Source organism: Stenotrophomonas sp. YJH_SMC_105-26 (assembly GCF_059368915.1).
In genome coordinates this window covers 1,419,156-1,440,130 of record NZ_JCAFSD010000001.1, presented here as the reverse complement: position 1 = coordinate 1,440,130, position 20,975 = coordinate 1,419,156, and the positions used below count along the sequence as shown (strand labels likewise).

At 67.5% G+C, this 20,975-nt stretch carries 16 protein-coding genes; 6 read left to right on the top strand and 10 right to left on the bottom strand.

Going from position 1 to position 20,975, the window contains the following annotated elements; all coding sequences use genetic code 11:
- Positions 1-37: 37 nt before the first annotated feature.
- A complete protein-coding gene (locus AC5P7F_RS06575; RefSeq protein WP_014648657.1) occupies positions 38-655 on the bottom strand; it encodes a DUF4126 domain-containing protein in 618 nt (205 codons plus the stop codon).
- Between the two features lie 179 nt (positions 656-834).
- Between AC5P7F_RS06575 and AC5P7F_RS06570 the strand changes: the two genes are divergently transcribed.
- The 5 genes from AC5P7F_RS06570 to ampE all read left to right on the top strand — a co-directional run bounded on the left by AC5P7F_RS06570 (position 835) and on the right by ampE (position 4,552).
- Positions 835-1,578, top strand: coding sequence for a DUF6776 family protein (locus tag AC5P7F_RS06570; RefSeq protein ID WP_164077912.1), 744 nt, complete (start codon positions 835-837; stop codon positions 1,576-1,578).
- Between the two features lie 4 nt (positions 1,579-1,582).
- Positions 1,583-2,047, top strand: a complete 465-nt coding sequence (locus AC5P7F_RS06565) for a polymer-forming cytoskeletal protein (RefSeq protein ID WP_164077913.1) — start codon at positions 1,583-1,585, stop codon at positions 2,045-2,047.
- Positions 2,048-2,078: 31 nt separating this feature from the next.
- A complete protein-coding gene (gene erpA, locus AC5P7F_RS06560) occupies positions 2,079-2,471 on the top strand; it encodes an iron-sulfur cluster insertion protein ErpA (protein ID WP_005419789.1) in 393 nt (130 codons plus the stop codon).
- A gap of 153 nt (positions 2,472-2,624) precedes the next feature.
- Positions 2,625-3,530 carry an NAD(+) diphosphatase gene (gene nudC, locus AC5P7F_RS06555; RefSeq protein ID WP_014648655.1) on the top strand — a complete coding sequence of 302 codons (906 nt, stop codon included), beginning with the start codon at positions 2,625-2,627 and terminating at the stop codon, positions 3,528-3,530.
- 134 nt (positions 3,531-3,664) lie between these two features.
- Positions 3,665-4,552, top strand: coding sequence for a regulatory signaling modulator protein AmpE (ampE, locus tag AC5P7F_RS06550; protein WP_014648654.1), 888 nt, complete (start codon positions 3,665-3,667; stop codon positions 4,550-4,552).
- A 478-nt stretch (positions 4,553-5,030) separates the two neighbouring features.
- On the opposite strand, the gene AC5P7F_RS06545 is transcribed toward ampE, so the two are convergent.
- The 9 genes from AC5P7F_RS06545 to AC5P7F_RS06505 all read right to left on the bottom strand — a co-directional run bounded on the left by AC5P7F_RS06545 (position 5,031) and on the right by AC5P7F_RS06505 (position 19,303).
- Positions 5,031-5,456 carry a DUF2752 domain-containing protein gene (locus tag AC5P7F_RS06545; RefSeq protein WP_014038725.1) on the bottom strand — a complete coding sequence of 142 codons (426 nt, stop codon included), beginning with the start codon at positions 5,454-5,456 and terminating at the stop codon, positions 5,031-5,033.
- A gap of 44 nt (positions 5,457-5,500) precedes the next feature.
- Entirely contained in the window at positions 5,501-5,779 is a 279-nt protein-coding gene (locus AC5P7F_RS06540; RefSeq protein WP_014648653.1) for a CD225/dispanin family protein, read from the bottom strand.
- A 34-nt stretch (positions 5,780-5,813) separates the two neighbouring features.
- Positions 5,814-6,101, bottom strand: a complete 288-nt coding sequence (locus tag AC5P7F_RS06535) for a CD225/dispanin family protein (protein ID WP_005419784.1) — start codon at positions 6,099-6,101, stop codon at positions 5,814-5,816.
- 221 nt (positions 6,102-6,322) lie between these two features.
- Positions 6,323-8,212 (bottom strand): MFS transporter, encoded by a 1,890-nt coding sequence (locus tag AC5P7F_RS06530; protein WP_014648652.1) that lies wholly within the window; start codon positions 8,210-8,212, stop codon positions 6,323-6,325.
- A 98-nt stretch (positions 8,213-8,310) separates the two neighbouring features.
- Positions 8,311-9,105 carry an SDR family NAD(P)-dependent oxidoreductase gene (locus tag AC5P7F_RS06525; protein ID WP_049440057.1) on the bottom strand — a complete coding sequence of 265 codons (795 nt, stop codon included), beginning with the start codon at positions 9,103-9,105 and terminating at the stop codon, positions 8,311-8,313.
- 143 nt (positions 9,106-9,248) lie between these two features.
- Entirely contained in the window at positions 9,249-11,426 is a 2,178-nt protein-coding gene (gene yccS, locus AC5P7F_RS06520; RefSeq protein WP_164077917.1) for a YccS family putative transporter, read from the bottom strand.
- Positions 11,427-11,596: 170 nt separating this feature from the next.
- Positions 11,597-14,719 (bottom strand): efflux RND transporter permease subunit, encoded by a 3,123-nt coding sequence (locus AC5P7F_RS06515; RefSeq protein WP_495204170.1) that lies wholly within the window; start codon positions 14,717-14,719, stop codon positions 11,597-11,599.
- A gap of 31 nt (positions 14,720-14,750) precedes the next feature.
- Positions 14,751-17,984, bottom strand: a complete 3,234-nt coding sequence (locus tag AC5P7F_RS06510) for an efflux RND transporter permease subunit (RefSeq protein ID WP_495204169.1) — start codon at positions 17,982-17,984, stop codon at positions 14,751-14,753.
- 74 nt (positions 17,985-18,058) lie between these two features.
- Positions 18,059-19,303 (bottom strand): efflux RND transporter periplasmic adaptor subunit, encoded by a 1,245-nt coding sequence (locus AC5P7F_RS06505; protein ID WP_014648647.1) that lies wholly within the window; start codon positions 19,301-19,303, stop codon positions 18,059-18,061.
- A 186-nt stretch (positions 19,304-19,489) separates the two neighbouring features.
- Between AC5P7F_RS06505 and AC5P7F_RS06500 the strand changes: the two genes are divergently transcribed.
- Positions 19,490-20,809, top strand: coding sequence for an amidohydrolase (locus AC5P7F_RS06500; RefSeq protein ID WP_164077919.1), 1,320 nt, complete (start codon positions 19,490-19,492; stop codon positions 20,807-20,809).
- Positions 20,810-20,975: the final 166 nt, after the last annotated feature.

The following is a 20,975-nucleotide window of genomic DNA, read 5'->3' as shown; positions in this document are numbered from 1 at the left end:
CCTGGTGTTCGCGTCCATTATGCGACAAGCCCGGTGCTCAACCGGTACTGCTGTGCCCCGGCGGTGCTGCCGATGCACCGCGCGCCAGCCAGCGCACGCCCTTCCACAGCGCGCGCCAGACCAGCCACACCAGCAGCGCGCCGGCCAGGCTGCAGGCCAGCACCACCACCAGCGCGATCCACGGGTGTGCCAGGGCCAGCGCCAGGCCACCGACTACCACGGTGTCCTCGGCGGCGGAGGCGACCCAGTTGCTGGCCGGTTCCGGCGAGGTATTGAGCAGCGCGCGGGTACCGGCCTTCAGGCCGTGGCTGGCGAGGGCGACGCCGGCACCGGCGGCGAGTGCGCCGGCGCCGAGCTGACCGTCCGGCGACAGGGTAGCCGCTGCGAGGAACGCGCCGGCCGGCACGCGTGCGAGCGTCTGCACCAGGTCCCAGACCGAGTCCACGCCGGGAATCTTGTCGGCGAAGAACTCGGCGATGGCCAGCGCCGCCGACGTGCCCAGCACCCACCAGGATTCGGTGGCCTGCAGAGCGGGCGGCAGGTCGACCCAGCCGAGCAGGCCGGCAAGGCCGACGCCGAACACGGTGAGGTAGACGCGGATGCCGGCCAGCCAGGCCAGCAGGATGCCGATCACGAACAGGTGGGCTTCGGTCATGGCGATGCTCCGGCGACGGAACTGTGCAGGGGACCACACTATCGACGATGGCATGCCTGAACGCCACAGACCGTGGCCGGCCACGGCGCAGGAAACCCACCCGTCCTGTCATACACTAGCCCGTCGTTTGCCACAGGGGCCGTACCGGTGTCGCCCTCGCGATACCCCGGAAACCACCCATGACCAACCGTCCTCCCATGCGCGTGCAGGTACGCCTGCCCGGCGCGCCGCAACCGCCGGCCGACCGTCGCCGCCTGCTGGTGATCGGCGGCATCTGGCTGCTCAGCCTGGTGCTGGCGGTGCTGGGTGGCTGCTGGATGGCCACGCCACGCGATGTCCAGGGCCAGCGCCTGCAGGCTGCCGAGAAGCGCGCCGAGACGCTGCAGGCGCAGCTGACCGAGCTGCGCCAGAAGCAGGCCACGCTGGAAGCCTCCGACCGCATCAGCCGCGCCGCCAATAACGAGGTGCAGTCCTCGCTGGCCGAGCGCGATGAGGAAATCGCCGGCCTGCGCGCCGACGTTGCCTTCTATGAGCGCCTGGTGGGTTCGACCAGCCAGCGCAAGGGCCTGAACACCCATTCGATCGAGTTCAGCCCGGAAGCGGCCGGCACCTGGCAGTACACCGCCGTGCTGACCCAGAACCTCAACCGCGGCGCCATCAGCCAGGGGCAGATGCGCTTCACCGTGGAAGGCGTGAAGAACGGCAAGCTGGCCACGATCAGCTGGGATGATCTGCACCAGCGCAGCAAGGTGCCGGGACAGGATTACTCGTTCCGGTACTTCCAGCAGCTCACCGGCAGCGTGATGCTGCCGGCTGACTTCACCCCGCAACGCGTGCGGGTGACATTGGGGAGTGGTACGGGGGGTACCACCCAGGTATTCGACTGGAAACAGGCCGGTGCGCCGGCCAGCAAAGGGGAGTAGGCAGATGTTCGGAAGCAGCAAATCCAACCGTGAAGGCCAGCTGGTGGTGGATGCCCTGATCGGCAACCAGGTGGTGATCCGCGGTGATGTGGAATTCAGTGGTGGCCTGTATGTGGAAGGTCGCATCCACGGCAAGGTGATCGCCACCGAAGGCGCCAGCGGCGCGACCCTGACGGTCGCCGAGCATGGCGTGATCGAGGGTGAGATCCGGGCCCAGGTGGTGGTCATCAGCGGCCGTCTGGACGGCGATGTACACGCCACCGAGAAGGTCGAGCTGACCCCCAGCGCACGGGTCAATGGCAACGTCCATTACCAGATGGTGGAGATGAATGCGGGCGCCCAGCTGAACGGCCGCCTGATCCATGCCAGCGCCCCGATGGCGGCCCTGCCGGCGCCGGAAGGCGATGAGGCCAATGGCAGCAAGGGCGACACCGCCGCACGCCGCAAGCTGGCCGAGGCGATGGCTTGAAAGCCATCCCCGGCACCCCCATGCTGGCACCATGAGCACGCTAGTCTCCCTGCCCGGCGCCACCCCGGTTGCCGCGCCCGATTACCAATCGCTGGAGCGCCCGCTGAACTTCACCGAGTCGGCGGCCGCCAAGGTCAAATCCCTGATCCAGGAAGAGGGCAACCCCGACCTGGCCCTGCGTGTGTACATCGAGGGCGGCGGCTGTTCGGGCTTCCAGTACGGGTTCGAGTTCGACGAGAACCGTGCCGAGGATGACCTGGCGGTACAGACCAGCGGGGTGACCCTGCTGGTCGACCCGCTGAGCCTGCAGTACCTGATGGGCGCCGAGGTGGACTACACCGAGAGCCTGACCGGTGCCCAGTTCGTGATCCGCAACCCGAACGCAAAGACCACCTGCGGCTGCGGCAGCAGCTTCAGCATGTAAGAGGCCTGTGGCCGGAATGTGCCAACCAGGGTTGGCACCTGCCAGAGCGGGTAGATCCACGCCATGCGTGGATGATCCTTCCTGCATCCACAACGGCAGATTGCGCACAGCGCCGACCTTGCCACCCGCATCGATTGGCGGCACGCTTGCAGGATGCCCAATACTCCTTCGCCGCTTTCCGGTTTCGCCTTCGTGGGTGAACCGCTGGAGCGCGCCGATGCCCTGCGCGAAGATGCCGATGCACTGGCGCGCCTGTGGCCGGGCGCGCGCATTCTCGTGCTCGATCAGGACGGCAGCGCCTTCACCGGCGATGACGATCAGCCACTGGCGCTGACCGGCGCCGACATCGGCGGCGGCCCGGGTGCCGCGATCTTCCTCGGCCTGCGCGGAGAGCAGGCGTGGTTCTCGGTTGAAGCCACCAACGTCACCATCAGCGCACCACGCCGGCTTGATCTGCGCCAGGCCGCGCTGCTGTGGTCGATGGCCGATGCGACCGCCTTCAGCTATGCCCGCGGCATGTCGTACTGGCACTCGCGCACCCGCTTCTGCGGCGTGTGCGGCGGCGCCGTGGCGTTTGCCCGTGGTGGCTTCGTCGGCCGCTGCGGGCAGTGTTCCACCGAACACTACCCGCGTGTCGACCCGGCGGTGATCGTCGCCGTGGAAAACCAGGGCCGGCTGCTGCTGGGCCGGCAGTCGAACTGGGCCCCGCGTCGCTACTCGGTGCTGGCCGGCTTCGTCGAACCCGGCGAGACCTTCGAGCAGACCGTGGTGCGCGAAGTCCATGAAGAGAGCAAGGTGCGCGTGACGGCCTGCCAGTACCTCGGTTCGCAGCCCTGGCCATTCCCGGGTGCGCTGATGGTTGGCTTCCGCGCACAGGCGCAGGATGACCTGCCGACCGTGGACGGTGAGCTGGAAGACGCGCGCTGGTTCAGTGCCGACGAGGTCGGCGCGGCACTGGCGCGCGACGTGGAGGACGATGGCCAGGGTATCCGCCTGTCGCCGCCGATCTCGATTTCGCGCGGCCTGATCGAGCATTGGTACCGGCAGCAGAAGGGCTGAGCCGGGCCGGCTGGGGCGATTGCATTGCCGCCACCTGAACACGGCCCGGGTTACAGTGCGGGTCATCGCGGAGGGCGCCGCTGCGACAGGTAAGGTAGCGGCGCCGAGCGTTCTGTTTCGTAGGGAGACCTGCCATGTTCACCACTCTGGCCGCCGTGCTGGTGGCACTGGCCCTGGGCCATGTTGCTCCGGCCGCTGCTGCCTCGCTGCGCCGTTTCGACGGTTTCCGGCGTTGGCTGGGCTGGCTGGATGCGCGTGGTGGCAAGGCCTGGCAGGGACCGGCCGGCGTTGCCTTGGCACTGCTGCCGCCGCTGTTGCTGATGGTGCTGCTGGCGTGGCTGTTGCGCGGGGTGCTGTTCGGCCTGCCGTCGCTGCTGCTGGGCGTGGCGGTGCTGGCCTGGTGCTGGGGCCCGCGTGACCTGGACCGCGATATCGAGGCCATTATCGATGCCGATGATGCGGCGACGCGGCAGGCTGCAGTGCGCAACCTGCAGTCGGCCGGCGGCAGCCTGCGCGAGGACATTCCGTCACTGGTCGAGGCGACGGTGCTCAACGCACTGCGGCGCTGGTTCGCGGTGCTGTTCTGGTTCCTGTTGCTGGGCCCGGCTGGCGCGCTCGGTTACCGGCTGCTGGCGCTGATGGCGGAGAGCCCGATGCGCGCACGCGTGCCGGTGGAGCCGCTGGCGCTGGCGCAGCGCCTGCTGGGCTGGATCGAGTGGCCGGTGGCGCAGCTGATGGCCTTCTCGATGGCGCTGGTGGGCAATTTCGATACGGCGTGGAAGGCCTGGCGCCAGGCCCATGGCGAACGCCTGGCCGGCAACATCGGGTTCCTTGGCGCGGTGGCGCGGGCCAGCGTCAACGCCGAGCTGCGTGAGGATGCGCACGATTACACCGAGGCAGGGTTGCTGCCGGTGTGGCAGCGGTTGCCGGACCTGCGTGATGCGATGAGCCTGGTGTGGCGGATGCTGCTGCTGTGGCTGGCGGTCCTCGCCCTGCTGGTGATTGCAGGCTGGGTGACGTAGTTGTTTTGCAGGGCTTGCAGCCCTGCACCTGCAGAGTCGACAGCAACTGCAACGGCAGGATTGCAGCGGGTCGGCGGGGTGGGGCGGATGGCGGGGGACGCCGTGAATCCGTCCATGGAGGCTTGGTCGCCGCATCCATGCGGCTCACACCCCCGCCATCCGACCCACCCCGCCTTCGACAGTTTTCCGCGCACTGACGTTCTGTAGAGCCGAGCCATGCTCGGCTCCGAGCGAGCGCAGCGAAGCGATCCGCTTCTGCTTTTGATCTTCTCTTTCTTTTCCGTGGTGGACGCACACGGAAACTGTCCGTGGTCGGGCGGGATGGGTTTGCGGGGGTGTCCGCGGCATGGATGCCGCGGCCAAGCCTCCACGGACGGATTCACGGCGTCCCCCGCAAACCCATCCCGTCCGGCCAACCCCAGGGCTTCTGCCTTCAAACGCCGCCCACCACGAGGGGCTGCGGCCGTTGGCTGGAAACCTAGATCGGTGCCAGTGCAGTGAAGGGCGCCCACGGCAGGTTGCGCAGCAGCGCATACCCGGGCAGCACCCAGAGCCAGAACGTTGGATTGGCCAGTACCCGCATGAGCGGGTCGAGCACGCGCGGCCGGATGCCGGCGACGTTCAGCAGCATCAGCAGCAGGAACGGCAGGCTGATGACCAGCAGCGGGTTCATCGCCATCGCGCCGGGCAGGTCGAAATGGACCAGTGAATACAGGCAGCGGGTGCTGCCACAGCCCGGGCAGTACAGGCCGGTCAGCGCGTACAGCGGGCAGCTCGGCAAAGGATTGCCGGCGACATACGGATTGACGTTGCGCAGCACCACCGCGGCACCGGCGGCCAGGCCGGTGGCGGCCAGCAGCGGTGCCCAGCGGGCGAATCGGGAGCGGGCGGGAAGTGCGGACATTGCAGCAACGGATCCGGCGCGGGCGCCGGATCCGTCCACGCGGATCAGTAGCCGCTGTTGTTCATTGCACCCATGCCGCCGACAGCGACGATCAGGATGCCGTACAGCACGCCGACCACGACGGCGGCGATGGCCGACCAGATCGCCCACTTCTTGGCCTTGGCGGCGGAGTCCTGAGCACCGGCGATGTCGCCAGCGGCCAGCTTGCCGTTGACCTGCGCGGCGTAGACGATCGACACGATGCCGGCCGGCAGGCAGCAGAACAGGGTGCTCAGGATGGCCCAGACCAGATTGTTCGGGACCTGCGGAGTGGCGGTGTTCATGGGTTCAAGCTCCTTGATGGGTGGTGGTGGTGAATCATTGGTCGGAAAGAGCGCCCAGTACGGCCAAGCCGCCGAACAGCCCGAACCACAACAGCAACAGGACCGGCAGGGCCACGGCCGAAGCCACCGCCCACCAGCCCGCCTTGCGCGACGCACTGTAGGCCCCCGGCAGGTCGCCGGCGGCGCGGCGGCCATCGACCTGGGAGGCATAGACGATCGACACCACGCCCAACGGCAGGCAGCAGAACAGCGTCGTCAGGATCGCCCAGACCAGATGGTTGGGGATGTAGACCGGACGGCTGAGCGGTGGCGGTTGATTCAAAGCAAGACTCCATTCCTTGGTGGCCGGCCATGATGAAACGGCCGAACCTCCCCCCTGTGGGTGCGTAATCTACCTCAACCCGCGCTGCATGTATGCGGTTACAGTCAGATACTGGCCGGTATGGCCCTTGATCTGACGCATCTGACGGACCTCTGCGATGCATCGGAGGGCGAGGATGGGGGCTTGTCGCTGGGACGGTCTACCCGTGTCCGTGCGGTCGATCAGGCGTGATCACCACGCAGGGCCCGCACCTGGGCCTCCAGCACCGGGGCGCTGGTGGTGCGGCCATCCACGGCCGGTGCCGCCACCACCTCGACCGTGGCGCGGAAACGACGCGGCACCCGCATGCGGCCAAGGCGGCTGTCGCGGCGGCTCCACATGCTCGACCACATGCCGCGCAGCGCCATCGGCACCACCGGCACCGGCCGCCGCTCGAGGATCTTCTCGACGCCGGACTTGAACGGCGCCATCTGCCCGTCGCGGGTCAGCGCGCCCTCGGGGAAGATGCAGACCAGTTCGCCTTCGGCCAGCGCCGCGTCGATCTCATCGAACGCACGCTGCATCAGCGCCGGGTCTTCGCGCGCCCCGGCAATCGGGATCGCCTTGGCGGTCCGGAAGATCCAGCGCATCACCGGGATGTTGAAGATCCTGTAGTACATGACGAAGCGCACCGGGCGCGGGATGGTCGCCGACAGGATCAGCGCGTCCATGTAGCTGACGTGGTTGCAGACCAGCAGTGCGGCGCCTTCGTCCGGCACGTTGGCCTCGATGCCGTGCGGGCGCAGCCGGTACAGGGTGCGCACCATCAGCCAGCTGAGGAAGCGCATCAGGAATTCGGGGACGATGGTGAAGATGTAGATCGCCACCAGCGCGTTGGCGATGGCCAGCGCCAGGAACTGCTGCGGAATGGTCCAGTGCAGCAGCTTGTGGGCGGCCAGCGACAGCAGCGCCGCAGCGACGATGAAGCCCGAGTTCTGGATGTTCAGTGCGGCGAACACGCGCGACATCTGCGCCTTCGGCGTGCGGCTCTGGATCAGTGCGAACAGCGGCACCACGAAGATGCCGGTGAACAGGCCGATGCCGATCAGGTCGATGACGATGCGGATGCTGCCGGGCTGCTGCAGGAACGGCCCGATGGTCAGCCCGTGCACTGTCGCTTCGCCGCTGCGGGCGAAGTACAGGTCGAGCAGGAACGCGGTCATGCCGAACGCGCCCAGCGGTACCAGGCCGATTTCCACCGTACGTGCTGACAGCTTCTCGCACAGCAGCGAGCCGACGCCGGTGCCCACCGAGAACAGGGCCAGCGCGAAGATGTACAGGGTCGGCTGGCCGCCCAGGTTGGTCACCGCATAGGCCGGCAACTGCGAGGTCAGCACGGTGCCGACGAACCAGAACCAGGACACGCCCAGGATCGAGTTGCGTACGGCTTTCTGCTGGCGCGCCATGCGCAGCACCGCCAGCGATTCCGGCAACGGGTTCCAGTTGATCTTCAGATTCGGGTCGCCGGCATCGACCTTGGGAATCAGGCGGGCGGCGATGTTGCCGCAGATCGCCAGGGCGATGATCGCGCACGCGGCCACCACCGTGCCGTGACTGCCAGCCACGGTGAACACCAGGCCGCCGACGATCATGCCGGAGAGGATCGACATCGAGGTGCCCATCTCGACCAGGCCGTTGCCGCCGGTCAGCTCTTCTGGCCTGAGCACCGACGGCAGCACTGAGTACTTCACCGGGCCGAACAGGGTGGACTGCATGCCGGTGCAGAACAGCGCGACCAGCAGCACCGGCAGGCTCTGGGTGAGGAAGCCGGTGGCCGCCAGCGACATGATCACGATCTCCATGGTGGTGGTGATCACGATCAGTCGCGATTTTTCCAGTTTGTCGGCGATCTGCCCGGCCAGCGCCGAGAACAGGAAATATGGCAGGATGAAGATGGCCGGTGCCAGGGTGGCGTACAACCCCAGTTCTTCCTCCGGCACAGCCATGAACAGCAACATGCTGATGATCGCCTGCCGGTACACGTTGTCGTTGAACGCACCGAGCGCCTGGACCACGAAGAACGGCAGGAAACGGCGCTGGCGCAGCAGGGCGAACTGGTTGTGACCGGACATGGAACCTCCTTGACCGGCGCAGCCTAGCATTCCTTCCCCTCTGCTGTGGGTGCGGACCTGTGGGTGCGGACCGTTGGTCCGCACACCTGCCAGCACTCTCAGACGATATCGTCGACCACGCCGCCATCCACGCGCAGCGCCGCACCCGAGGTTGCCGATGCCTGCGGCGAGGCCAGGTACACCACCATGTTGGCCACTTCCTCGACCGTGGCGGTGCGCTGGATCACCGAGGACGGCCGGTGCGCCATCACGAACTCACGGCCGATCTGCTCCAGCGGCTTGCCGCTGCGCTGGCGTTCATCCTCGAACATCGCCGCAAAACCATCGGAGAGGGTCGGGCCGGGCAGCACCGCGTTGACGGTGACGCCACTGCCGGCCACGCGCTTGGCCAGGCCGCGCGACAACGACAGCTGCGCGGTCTTGCTGACCCCGTAATGGATCATGTCGGCGGGAATGTTGCGCGCTGATTCGGAGGAAATGAACAGCACGCGGCCCCAGCCGGCATCGACCATTGCCGGTAGCAGCGCACGCGACAGGCGCACGCCGGACATCACGTTGGTCTGCCAGTAGCGCTCCCAGGTCGCGTCATCGGTCTCGAAGAAGTCCTGTGGGCCGAAGATGCCGGCGTTGTTGACCAGGATGTCGACCTTGGGCAGGCCGGCCAACAGTGTTTCGACACCGGCTGCATCAGAGAGATCGGCGGCGAGGCCGAGCACGTCGGCTCCCGGCACGGTGGCGAGCAGGTGCCGGCGGGCGCGCTCGACGCTGTCGGTGCTGCGGCCATTGAGAATGACACGCGCACCAGCGCTGGCCAGTCCTTGGGCGATGGCCCGGCCGATGCCGGCGGTGGAGGCGGTGACCAGCGCGGTGCGGCCACTGAGCTCGATTTTCATGGCGATAGTCCGGAGCGGGGGGGATTGCCCAGTATCCGCGCGGCCGCGTGATCGAACCGCAGCGCCACGCGCGACGCGCCGTTGCACACGGCGCAATTGACCCATGCCACGCGTGGGTGGGATCTCCGATCAGCGATGAGGAGTCAGGTCAGGCTGGTCACCGCTTCATTGGCCGCTGCCCGCACCTTCGGCAGCATTCGCAGTACCAGCGCCATCTGCGTGCGGATCAGCTGCAGTTTCGGCGGCATCGCCTCGTCGATCTGCTCCAGCTCGGCGGCCACCGCGCGGTCGGCGTCGTTGTCATCGTCGGCGACCGGTTGCCGTGCGGTCAGCGCCGAGGCCAGTTGCTGCAGTGCCTTGCGCACGCGCTCGCCGGCCGCCAATGCAAGCGGGTCGCCCGCATAGCTGTCCACCTGGTCGCGATGCGCGCCCAGCGCCGACAGGTGTCCCAGCAGTGTGTTGGACAGCGCCAGGAAGTGGAAGCCGGCATCCAGATTGCGGCGCACATGGCCGGGCTCACGCAGCATGTTCGACAGTGCGGTGGACAGCGCGGCATCGGCGTTGTGCATGTCGCGCCGCGCGATGCGGTAGGCCAGGTCGTCGCGCATGCCGCTGCGGTACTGGCCCAGCACCGAATCCAGGTAGCGAGCCGCAGTGTCCAGCACGCGTGCCAGGACGAGATGCAGCTGCCGGCCCTGCCAGTCGGGCAGGACCAGGAACGCGGCCGCCGCTGCGATCGCGCAACCCAGCACCGTATCGACCATGCGCGGCACGATCAGCACGAAGCCGTCGCCGATCAGGTTGAAGCAGGTCAGCGCCATCACCGTGATCGCCGCCGACGCCACCAGGTAGCGGTCGGTGCGGGTGAAGAAGAACAGAAGTGCAGAGAGCAAGGCGATCAGCAGCTGCACGTGCAGCTGCGGGAACAGCTGCAGCAGCGCCCAGGTCAGCACCAGTCCGGCCAGGGTGCCGACGATGCGCTGGGCCAGGCGTTGGCGGGTGGCGCCGAAGTTGGGCCGGCACACGAACACGATGGTCAGCAGTACCCACGAACCGTTCTGCGCATTGAACAGGCGGATCGCTGCAAAGCCGGCAATCAGCGCCAGCGCCATGCGCAGCCCATGCCGGAACAGCACCGAGCCGGGCGTAAGCTGCTGGCGGATGCGCACGCCCATCTCGCGCAGGGTGTGTGGGTTGCTGTCGCGCAGGCGGGTATCGACGTTGTCCAGGCTGGCTTCGGAGCGCTCGGCATCCAGCAGGCGCCGTTCGATGCTGCGCAGGTTGTGCACCAGCAGGTCCAGCGAGCCCAGCAGGCGCTGCCATTGCGGCCGCTGCTGGTCGCGCAGGTAGGCCAGCGCATCGGCCAGGTCGCGCCCGGCCTGCTGGTTGCCTTCGCCGTACACGAACGGACGGCGCAGCCGGATTGCCTCGCCCAGGCGGGCACAGGCCTGTCCCTGCAGGTCAAGCAGGCGCTGGCAGCGGTACAGCACGTCGCTGTGGAAGAACGCGTCCACCAGCGCGCCGTACGGGTAATGCGAGGAACTGGCGCGCTCGTGGAAATCCTGCGCCATGTAGTACAGGCGCAGGTAAAGGCCGGAGTTCACGCCGGGTCGGCCGGAGCGGCCGAAGCGGGCCAGGATCGCGGTCTTGGCCTCGTTCAGCGCGCCGACCACGCGGCGGTTCTGTTCGGCCAGGTCGAGCTGGCGACGTTGCAGGTCGGCTTCGCGCACCGGCTCGAACAGCGCGGCCTTCAGCTGCAGGTAGCGGCCCAGCTCAACGTACAGTCGCGCCACCCGCTCGCGGACCGGCCGGTTGGCGAACAGCGCGGTCCACAGGATCGACAGCAGGCCGTACCAGACCGCACCGGCCAGCAGGTGGCTGACCGCTTCCAGCGCACTGTGCAGGTCGCTGGCACCGTGCTGTTCCAGGCCGATCATGGTGTAGATCGCCAGCGTCACCGTGGCCTGGGCAATGGACGCATAGCGCTCGCCGAGCGCGCCGAGCAGGGTCAGGCCGAAGGTGGACAGCGCCAGCGCGCCGATGAAGATCCACGGCCACGGGAACAGCCAGATCACCGATGCTGCGGCAATGCAGAAGCACAGCAGCGACAGCGCCACCGCCTTGGTCCGGCCCCACCAGTTGTCATCGGTTTCGGCGATGGCACTGGCGATGATGCCGAGGAACACGCCGGGCAGGGCGGTCAGTGCATCCAGCTGCCAGCACACCGCCAGCGCCGCGGTCAGGGCGATGAACACCCGCAGGCCGTAACTGGCCTTCTCGTGGGCCCACAGGCGGCTGAGGCGGGATTGTCGGGCGGACATGCAGGCTCGGCGGAAGGGTCTCCGACCATTATTGCGGGTGTGGGGTGAAGGGGACAGCCCGCGCAGGAATCCGGTAGTGCCGGCCGCTGGCCGGCAGATGTGCGGTACGGAGAAAGCCGGCCAGCGGCCGGCTCTACCCATAGATCCACGCCGCGCGTGGATGGGCCCTTCTAGGCCCGCTGCGCGCGCTTGAGCAGCTTGGCTTCGCGCCTGCGTGCGCGGCGTGCGCGCCAACGCTCGGCCAGGCACGAGAAGATCACGTACAGCGCCGGCGTGCTGAGAAGGGTCAGGCTCTGCGAGAACAGCAGGCCGCCGATCATCGCGATGCCCAGCGGGCGGCGCAGCTCGGACCCTTCACCCAGGCCGATCGCCAGCGGCACGGCGGCCAGGATCGCGACCATCGTGGTCATCATGATCGGGCGGAAGCGCACGATGCTGGCCTCGCGTGCGGCATCGCGCGGCGCCAGCCCATGCTCGCGCTGCGCCACCAGGGCGAAGTCGATCATCATGATCGCGTTCTTCTTGACGATGCCGATCAGCAGAACCAGCGCGATCATCGAGATCACCGACAGTTCGGTGTTGGTGCCGAACAACGCCAGCAGCGCACCGACGCCCGCCGCCGGCAGCGTGGACAGGATGGTGACCGGGTGGATCAGGCTCTCGTAGAGCATGCCCAGCACCAGGTAGACGGTCAGGATCGCGGCAAACACCAGGATCAGCATGTCGCTGGGATCTGAATTGAAGCCGAAGCCCGCATCGTCGGCCAGGCGGATGTCGCCAGGCATGCGCATGCCGGCGACGGTGGCATCGATGATCGCCTTGGCCTCACCCATGCTCACGTTCGGAGCCAGGTTGTAGCTGAGGTCCATCGTCGTGTACTGGTTCTCGTGGGTGATCTGCGAGGGGGCCAGGCCGGGCATCTGCGTGGCCACCGCGGTGATCGGCACCATGTCGCCGTTGCGCGCACGCACGTACACCTCATCCAGCGCCGCCGGGGTGGCGGTCTGCGAGGGCAGGGCGTTGACCACCACGCTGTACTGGTTGATATCCGAATAGATGGTGGAGATCTGGCGCTGGCCGAACGCACCGTACAGCGCGCCGTCGATGGCGCCGACAGTGATGCCCAGGCGCGCGGCCTTGGCGCGGTCGATCTGGATGTTCTGGCGCAGTCCGGCATTGTCCACGTCGGTGCCGACGTCACGCAGCTTCGGGTTCTTCTTCAGTTCCGCCTGCAGCTTGGGCAGCCATTCCTGCAAAGCAGCCAGGTCGTTGCCCTGCAGGGAAATGCGGTACTGCGCGCCCTGGCTGGAACCGCCGCCATCGTTGCTGGGCAGGTCCTGGATCGCGCGCAGGCGCAACTGCAGGTCGGGGTAGCGATCGGCCTTGGCACTGAGTCGCGCCAACGCATGTGCGGTGGTTTCGCGGCGACCGTCGCTGCGTGACTTCAGCTCGATGTTGAACTGTGCACTGGAGCCCTGACGGCCGCTGCCGAGGCGCACACCCACGGTTTTCACTGCCGGGTCGGCCATCAGCATGTCGGTGATGCGACGCTGGCGGGCGACCATGTCCTCGAAGGAGACGGTGGCGCTGGAATTGGCGCGGCCCCAGATCAGGCCGGTGTCCTGCGGCGGGAACGCGCCCTTCTTCACCGCCCCGAACAGGAAGATGGTGACGCCGATCAGGATCAGCGGCGTCAGCGACAGCAGCAGCGCGTGGCGCAGCGAGAAGTCCAGGAACACGGTGTAGATGCGCAGCATGCGCTCGTGGCCGGCATCCAGCCAGCGTCCGAAGCGCGACGGCGGCGCGCTGTGGTCATGGGCGCTGAGGAAGCGGCTGCACAGCGCCGGGGTCAACGTCAGCGAAACGATCATCGAGACCACGATGGCCGCCACCAGGGTGACGGTGAACTCGCGGAAGAACGCGCCCATCATGCCGCTGGCGAACAGCAGCGGGATGAACACCGCGACCAGCGAGGCGGTGATCGAGACAATGGTGAAGCCGATCTCGCGCGCACCGGTCAGCGCCGCCTGCATGCGCGGCATGCCCTCATCGAGGTGGCGCATGATGTTCTCGATCACCACGATCGCATCGTCCACGACGAAGCCGATCGCGATCACCAGCGCCAGCAGGCTCAGGTTGTTCAGGGTGAAGCCCATCACGTACATCACCAACGCGGCACCGGCCAGCGACAGCGGTACGGTCACTGCGGCGATCAGCGTCGGTGCCAGCCGGCGCAGGAACAGCGCCATGGTCAGCACCACCATCGCCAGGCTGATCAGCAACGTGATCTGCACTTCATGCAGCGACGAGCGGATGGTCGGCGTACGGTCGAAGTACGGCGTCATCGTGGTGCCTGGCTGCAGGTAGTCGCGCAGGGTCGGGATCTGCGCCTTGACCCGGTCCACGGTCTCCACGATGTTGGCGCCGGCACGGGTGAACACGTACATCACCACCGCCGGTTTGTGGTCGAACCACGCGGCCTGGTAGGCATCCTGCTGGCCGTCGTAGACGTTGGCGATGTCCTTCAGGCGGATCACCCGGCCATCGCCCTGGGTCTTGACCACCAGATCGGCGAAGTCGGCCGCACGCGCCACCGAATTGTTGGCGATGATCGCGGTGGTGGTGTTGCCGTCGCTGAGGAAGCCGGTGGGCGAGGTCACGTTGGCCGCGCGCACCGCATTGCGCAGGTCATCGGCGGTCAGGCCCAGCGCGTTCATCAGGCGCAGGTTGACGTCCACGCGCACCGCTGGCGTCGACGCGCCGGCGATGTCGACCGAGGCGACGCCACTGATCTGGCGGATGCGCTGCGCCAGCAGCGAATCGGCGACGTTGTACAGCTCATCGGCCGACTGCGTCTGCGAGGTCAACGCGATGGCGATCACCGGGTCATCGTTCGGGTTCGCCTTCTGGTACATCGGCGACCCCATGCCCGAGGGCAGGTCGGCCTGGGCCGAGTTGATCGCCGTCTGCACGTCCAGCGCGGCCGAATCGATGTTGTGGCCGCTCTGGAAGATCATGAACACCAGCGAGCTGCCTTCCGAGCTCGACGAGCGCATGCGGTCGATGCCCGGCAGCTGGCCGAGGTGGCGTTCCAGCGGCGCGGTGACCGTGGAAGCCATGGTCGCCGCATCGGCGCCGGACTGGCTGGCATGCACGAAGATCACCGGGATCTCGATGTTCGGCAATGCCGACACGCCCAGGCGCAGGTAGCAGATCAGCCCGACCATGAACAGGCCGATGGCCAGCAGCGCGGTGCCGATCGGGCGGCGGATGAAGGGGCCGGACAGGTTCATCGTGCGGCCCCTTGCAGCAGCGGGGCGTGGATCATGCCTGCGGCTCCTGCAGCGAACCGTCGCGCAACGCACGCTGCTCGCGGCGGCGGGCAAGCCATTCGGAGAAACGCTCCATGTACAGGTAGATCACCGGGGTGGTGTACAGGGTCACCAGCTGCGACAGCAGCAGGCCGCCGACGATGGCGATGCCCAGCGGGCGGCGCAGCTCCGAGCCGATCCCGGTGCCCAGTGCCAGCGGCAGCGCGCCCAGCATGGCCGCGGCGGTGGTCATCATGATCGGGCGGAAGCGCAGCAGGCAGGCACGGCGGATCGCTTCGTGCGCGTTGGCACCGGCGCGGCGGGCCTCGATCGCGAAGTCCACCATCATGATGCCGTTCTTCTTGACGATGCCGATCAGCAGCACGATGCCGACGATGCCATCCACCGACAGGCTCAGGCCGCACAGCATCAGCGCCAGCAGCGCGCCGACACCGGCCGGCGGCAGCGTGGAGATGATCGTGATCGGGTGGATGTAGCTCTCGTACAGCACGCCCAGCACGATGTAGATCACCACCAGCGAGGCCAGCAGCAGCCACACCACGTCCGTCTGGCTGCCAGTGAACTCGGCGGCCTTGCCGATGAACTCGGCATGCAGGTGGGTGGGCATGTCCAGGCTGTCCTTGGTCTCCTGGATTGCACGCACCGCTTCGGACAGCGAATAGCCCGGCGCCACGTTGAACGAGACCGTCACCGCCGGCAGCTGCTGCTGGTGGCTGACCACCAGTGGCGCGCTGCTCACCTTGCCTTCGGCCAGCGCCGACAGCGGGATGATGTTGCCTGCGCCGACGGTGATGCCGGTGTTCTGCGCGCCGATGCCGGTGGCGGTCGACGAGTTGGACGAGGTGACCTGGCCGAAGCTGGTGGCGTTGGTGCCGGTCAGCGCGCCGGCGCCATTGGAGGCCACCGCCAGCTGCTCCATCAACGCGGTGCTGGTGCGGAACTCCGGCGCCACTTCCAGCACCACGCGATACTGGTTGAGCTCGGTGAAGATGGTGGAGATCTGGCGCTGGCCGAACGCATCGTAGAGCGTGTCGTCGATGGTCTGCATCGGCACGCCCAGCACGCTGGCCTTGTCGCGGTCGATGTTCAGCTCCAGGGCGCGGCCCTGGTTGGACAGGTTGTTGTCGACGTCAGCCAGTTCCGGGCGCTTGCGCAGCGCTTCGGTCAGGCGCGTGGCCTGGGTGGCCACCGTTGCCGAATCGACGTCCGACAGCGAGTACTGGTACTCGGTGGCGGCCACGCGGGTATCCAGGGTCACGTCCTGCACCGGCTTCAGGTACAGCGCCACGCCCGGGATTCCGGCCACCGCCTTCTGCAGGCGCGGCAGGATCTGCTCCAGGCCATCGCGCTGGCTGCGCTCCTTCAGCACGATCGACAGCTGGCCCTGGTTGAGCGTGGGGTTCATGCTGCCGGCACCGATGAACGCCGACACGCCGGTCACATCCGGATCCTGGCGCAGCGCTTCGGCGACCTGCCGGGTGCGATGTTCCATCTGCGGGAAGGCAATGTTCTGGTCGGCCTGCACCACGCCGGTGATCAGGCCGGTGTCCTGTTCTGGCAGCAGGCCTTTGGGAATCAGCACGTACAGCAGCACGGTCAGTACCAGCGCGCCGCCGGCCACGGCCAGGGTCAGGCGCTGGTGGCCCAGCACCCAGTCCAGGCTGTGCTCGTACAGGCCGACGGTGCGCGTCCACAGGTTCTGCTTGCCGGCGGCCGCTGCGCGCTCATGCGCGTCCTCGCCCTCGGGCAGGGCGTCGGGCTTGAGCAGGTAGGCACACATCATCGGGGTGAGCGTCAGCGAGATCAGCATCGACAGCACTACCGCGATGCTCAGCACCCAGGCGAACTCGTGGAACAGGCGGCCGGTGACGCCGGGCATCAGCAGCAGCGGCAGGAACACCGCTACCAGCGAGACGGTCAGCGACAGCACGGTGAAGCCGATCTGGCGCGCGCCGATCTCGGCCGCTTCCTTGCCACTCTTGCCCTGCTCGATGTAGCGCACGATGTTCTCGATCATCACGATCGCATCGTCGACCACGAAACCGGTAGCCACCACCAGCGCCATCAGCGAGAGGTTGTCCAGCGACATGCCGGCGAACGCCATCACCGCGAAGGTGCCGGCCAGCGACAACGGCACTGCCACCGACGGGATGATCGTGGCCCACAACCGGCGCAGGAACACGAAGATCACCGCCACCACCAGGCCGATGGTGAGGATCAGGGTGAACTGCACTTCATGCACCGAGGCGCGGATGGTCTCGGTACGGTCGTTGAAGATCTCCAGGTGCACGTCGGCCGGCAGCACGCCCTGCAGCTGCGGCAGGATCGCGCGGATGCGCTCGACGGTCTGCACGATGTTGGCACCAGGCTGGCGCCGGACTTCCAGCAGCACCGCCGGCTTTCCATCGGCCCAGGCGGCCAGCTGGTCGTTCTCCACGCCATCGATCACCTCGGCCACGTCCGACAGCCGCACCGGGCGGCCGTTCTTGTAGCTGATGATGGTGTCGCGGTACTCGGCGGCGCTGGCCAGCTGGTCGTTGGTGCCGATGCTGTAGGACTGCGTCTTGCCGTTCAACGAGCCCTTGGGCGCATTGACGTTGGCCTGGGTCAGTGCGCTGCGCAGCTGCTCCAGGGTCAGGCCCATGTTCGACAACTGCGCCGGATTGACCTGGATGCGCACGGCAGGGCGCACGTTGCCGGCGATCGACACCAGTCCCACGCCCTGCACCTGCGACAGGCGCTGGGCCAGGATCGAGTCGGCGTAATTGTTGACGTCGCGCAGCGGGCGCGTGTCGGAGGTCAGCTTCAGGGTGACGATGGCCGCGTCGGCCGGATTCACCCGGTTGTAGACCGGCTGGTAGGGAAGTGACGAGGGCAGGGTGGCCTGGCGGATCGCCGCCTGCACGTCCTGCGCGGCGATGTCGATGTCGCGGTCCATCGAGAACTGCAGGATGATCGTCGACAACCCGGCCGACGAGTCGGAGGTCATCAGCTCCAACCCGGAAATCTGCCCGAACTGGCGCTCCAGCGGGGTAGTGACCAGCGAGGCCATGGTGGTGGCGTTGGCACCGGGGTACTGGGTGGTGACCACCAGGCTGGGCGCATCGATTTCCGGCAGCGCCGACACCGGCAGCTTGCGGTAACCGAGGATGCCCAGCAGCAACAGGCCCGCCATCAACAGCGAGGTGGCGATCGGGCGGCGGATGAAGATCGTCGAAAAGCCCACGGACTGATCCTTGCTGGCACTTCAATGTCGGCGCCGGCGGGTATGCCGGCGCGAGGGAGATCAGTGGCCTGCGCTCAGCGCGGGCCACCACCGCGACGGCCACCGCCGCCTGCGTTCTTCTGCTCGGCCGCCTTCAGTTCGGCCTCGGTCGGTGCGGCCGGGGTCTCGCCCGGCTTCAGCGCGGTGACCTTGCTGCCCGGCTTCAGGCGGAACTGGCCTTCACTGACCACCCGCTCGCCGCCCTTCAGGCCTTCGGCGATCTGCACCTGGCTGTCGCCCACTTCCACGCCGCTGCGCACCGTCTGCATCTTTACCGTGTTGTCGCCCTGCACGATGTAGACGTACTCGCCATCCGGGCCACGCAGCACCGCCTGGGTGGGGATGACCACACCACCGGCGATCGTGCGCAGCTGCATGCGCACGTTGACGAACTGGCCCGGCCACAGGCCGTTGTCGGTGTTGTCGAAAATCGCACGCGCCTTGAACGTGCCGCTGTCGGCACTGATCAGGTTGTCGACCACGTCGAGCTTGCCGTCGCCGGACAACACATGCGAATCGGCACGGTCCAGCGCGGCCACCGGCACCGTGCCGGCGGCCTGCGCCTGGCGCACGTCGCCGAGCTGGCGCTCGGGCAGGTTGAACAGCACGTGGATCGGATGGATCTGGGTCAGCGTGACCAGCGCGGTGCCGGCGTTGACCACGTTGCCCGCGTCGACCGCGCGGATGCCGGCGATGCCGGAGATCGGTGCGGTGACCTTGGTGTACTGCAGCTGCACCTGCGCCGAACGCATGCTGGCCTCGTTGGCGGCCACGGCGCTTTCGTACTGTGCCACTTGGTTTCGCTGTGTATCCAGATCGGTCTTGGCGACGTACTGGCGATACTCAGGCGCGTTCGAGCGCTGGAAGTTGGAGCGCGCAGTGGCCAACAGGGCTTCGTTCTGGCGCTTGGCTGCGGCGGCCTGGTCATAGCTGGCCTGGGCCGTGCGCGGATCGATCACCGCCAGCACGTCACCCTGCTTCACTTCCTGGCCTTCGCGGAAATTCAGGCTCATCAGCTGGCCGCCGACCTGCGGGCTGACGGTAACGGTGTTCATCGCAGTCACCGTGCCCAGCGCGCTGGCATACACCGGCACGTCCTGGCGCGTGGCCTCCACCACGGTCACCGGTACTGGACCGGCATTCGGATCCTCGCCGCCCTGGCGCGCCCCCGCAGCTGCACCACCGGCCTTGTCCTTGCCCCCGCCCATGACGCGCAGGCCGACCACGGCCAGCACCAGCACTGCCACGACCAGCAGCACGATCTTCCAAACACGTGACATTACGAGGACTCCGAGAGGGCTGGACCAGGCGGGACGCCGGGGCAATGCGCAAAGCATACCTGTGCCACATCACGTTTCCTGCATGACGGATGGGACGGGCGCTAAGACCGGATCGAGCGCCGGAGGTTCCCGTGGCGGCGGTGTTGCCCTACATTCAGCTGGAACCCTTCTGCTGTGGAGATTGCGATGCGCCGTTCGCTGCTGCTGTCCGCCCTGCTGCTGGCCCTGCCGGCCCATGCCCACGCCCAGGACGGGCAGCGCCCGGAAGTGACCGCCGCCGCGCAGCGGCTGCAGGCCAAGGTGGTCGAATGGCGCCGCGATTTCCACCAGCATCCGGAGTTGTCCAACCGCGAGGCGCGCACCTCGGCCGAGGTCGCCAAGCGCCTGCGTGCGATGGGCCTGAAGCCGAAGACCGGCATCGCCCACCACGGCGTGGTTGCGATCATCGAGGGCGGCAAGCCGGGGCCGAAGATCGCCCTGCGCGCCGACATGGACGCGCTGCCGGTGACCGAGCAGACCGGCCTGCCGTTCGCCTCCAAGGCCACTGACCAGTACCGCGGGCAGACCGTGGGCGTGATGCATGCCTGTGGCCATGACGCGCACACCGCGACCCTGCTCGGCGTGGCCGAAGCACTGGTGTCGATGAAGAAGGACCTGCCGGGCCAGGTGATGCTGATCTTCCAGCCGGCCGAGGAGGGCGCACCGCCGCCGGAAGAGGGTGGTGCGGCACTCATGCTGAAGGAAGGCCTGTTCGCCGATTTCAAGCCGGAAGCGGTGTTCGGCCTGCATGTGTTCTCCAGCGTGCAGGTGGGTCAGATCGCGGTGCGCGGTGGCCCGTTGATGGCGGCCTCGGACCGGTTCGGGATCAAGGTGATCGGCCGCCAGACGCATGGCTCGGCGCCGTGGAACGGGGTTGATCCGATCGTCGCCACCGCCGACCTGGTGGGCACCGCGCAGACCATCGTCAGCCGCCGCGCCAACCTGTCCAAGCAGCCGGCAGTGCTGACCTTCGGCGCGATCAACGGCGGCATCCGCTACAACATCATTCCCGATGAAGTGGAGATGGTCGGCACCATCCGCACCTTCGACGAAGGCATGCGCCAGCAGATCTTCGCCGACCTGCGCAACGTGGCCGAGCACACCGCCGCTGCGCATGGTGCCAAGGCGGTAACCGAGATCTACGAAGCCGACGGCAACCCGGCCACGGTGAACAACCCGGCATTGACCGCGAAGATGCTGCCGAGCCTGCAGGCGGTGGTGGGCAAGGACAACGTATACGAGCCACCGCTGCAGATGGGTGCGGAAGATTTCTCGCTGTACGCCAAGGAAGTGCCGGGCATGTTCTTCTTCGTCGGCTCCACCAGCGCGGGCATCGACCCGGCAACGGCGCCGGCCAACCATTCGCCGAAGTTCCTGCTGGATGAGAAGGCGCTGGATGTCGGGTTCCGCGCGCTGCTGCAGGTGAGCCTGGATTATCTGCACGGTGCCGGCACCCCGGCGGGGTGAGGGTTTCCGCAGGGCTTGCAGCCCTGCACCCGCTTGGATCAACGGCAACGTCAACGTCAAAAGCGGGCATTCCGTGGGATGGCGGGGTGGGTCCGGTTGAGGGGGACGCCGTAAACCCGTCCCTGGGGGCTTGGCCGCGGCATCCATGCCGCGGACACCCCCTCAA

What these genes read in the sequence shown, in the direction of transcription:
- AC5P7F_RS06575 (WP_014648657.1), bottom strand. Translation starts at nt 655, where the DNA reads ATGACCGAAGCCCACCTGTTCGTGATCGGCATCCTGCTGGCCTGGCTG.
- AC5P7F_RS06545 (WP_014038725.1), bottom strand. Translation starts at nt 5,456, where the DNA reads ATGTCCGCACTTCCCGCCCGCTCCCGATTCGCCCGCTGGGCACCGCTG.
- ampE (WP_014648654.1), top strand. Translation starts at nt 3,665, where the DNA reads ATGTTCACCACTCTGGCCGCCGTGCTGGTGGCACTGGCCCTGGGCCAT.
- AC5P7F_RS06505 (WP_014648647.1), bottom strand. Translation starts at nt 19,303, where the DNA reads ATGTCACGTGTTTGGAAGATCGTGCTGCTGGTCGTGGCAGTGCTGGTG.
- AC5P7F_RS06525 (WP_049440057.1), bottom strand. Translation starts at nt 9,105, where the DNA reads ATGAAAATCGAGCTCAGTGGCCGCACCGCGCTGGTCACCGCCTCCACC.
- nudC (WP_014648655.1), top strand. Translation starts at nt 2,625, where the DNA reads ATGCCCAATACTCCTTCGCCGCTTTCCGGTTTCGCCTTCGTGGGTGAA.
- AC5P7F_RS06565 (WP_164077913.1), top strand. Translation starts at nt 1,583, where the DNA reads ATGTTCGGAAGCAGCAAATCCAACCGTGAAGGCCAGCTGGTGGTGGAT.
- yccS (WP_164077917.1), bottom strand. Translation starts at nt 11,426, where the DNA reads ATGTCCGCCCGACAATCCCGCCTCAGCCGCCTGTGGGCCCACGAGAAG.
- AC5P7F_RS06540 (WP_014648653.1), bottom strand. Translation starts at nt 5,779, where the DNA reads ATGAACACCGCCACTCCGCAGGTCCCGAACAATCTGGTCTGGGCCATC.
- AC5P7F_RS06500 (WP_164077919.1), top strand. Translation starts at nt 19,490, where the DNA reads ATGCGCCGTTCGCTGCTGCTGTCCGCCCTGCTGCTGGCCCTGCCGGCC.
- erpA (WP_005419789.1), top strand. Translation starts at nt 2,079, where the DNA reads ATGAGCACGCTAGTCTCCCTGCCCGGCGCCACCCCGGTTGCCGCGCCC.
- AC5P7F_RS06530 (WP_014648652.1), bottom strand. Translation starts at nt 8,212, where the DNA reads ATGTCCGGTCACAACCAGTTCGCCCTGCTGCGCCAGCGCCGTTTCCTG.
- AC5P7F_RS06570 (WP_164077912.1), top strand. Translation starts at nt 835, where the DNA reads ATGACCAACCGTCCTCCCATGCGCGTGCAGGTACGCCTGCCCGGCGCG.
- AC5P7F_RS06515 (WP_495204170.1), bottom strand. Translation starts at nt 14,719, where the DNA reads ATGAACCTGTCCGGCCCCTTCATCCGCCGCCCGATCGGCACCGCGCTG.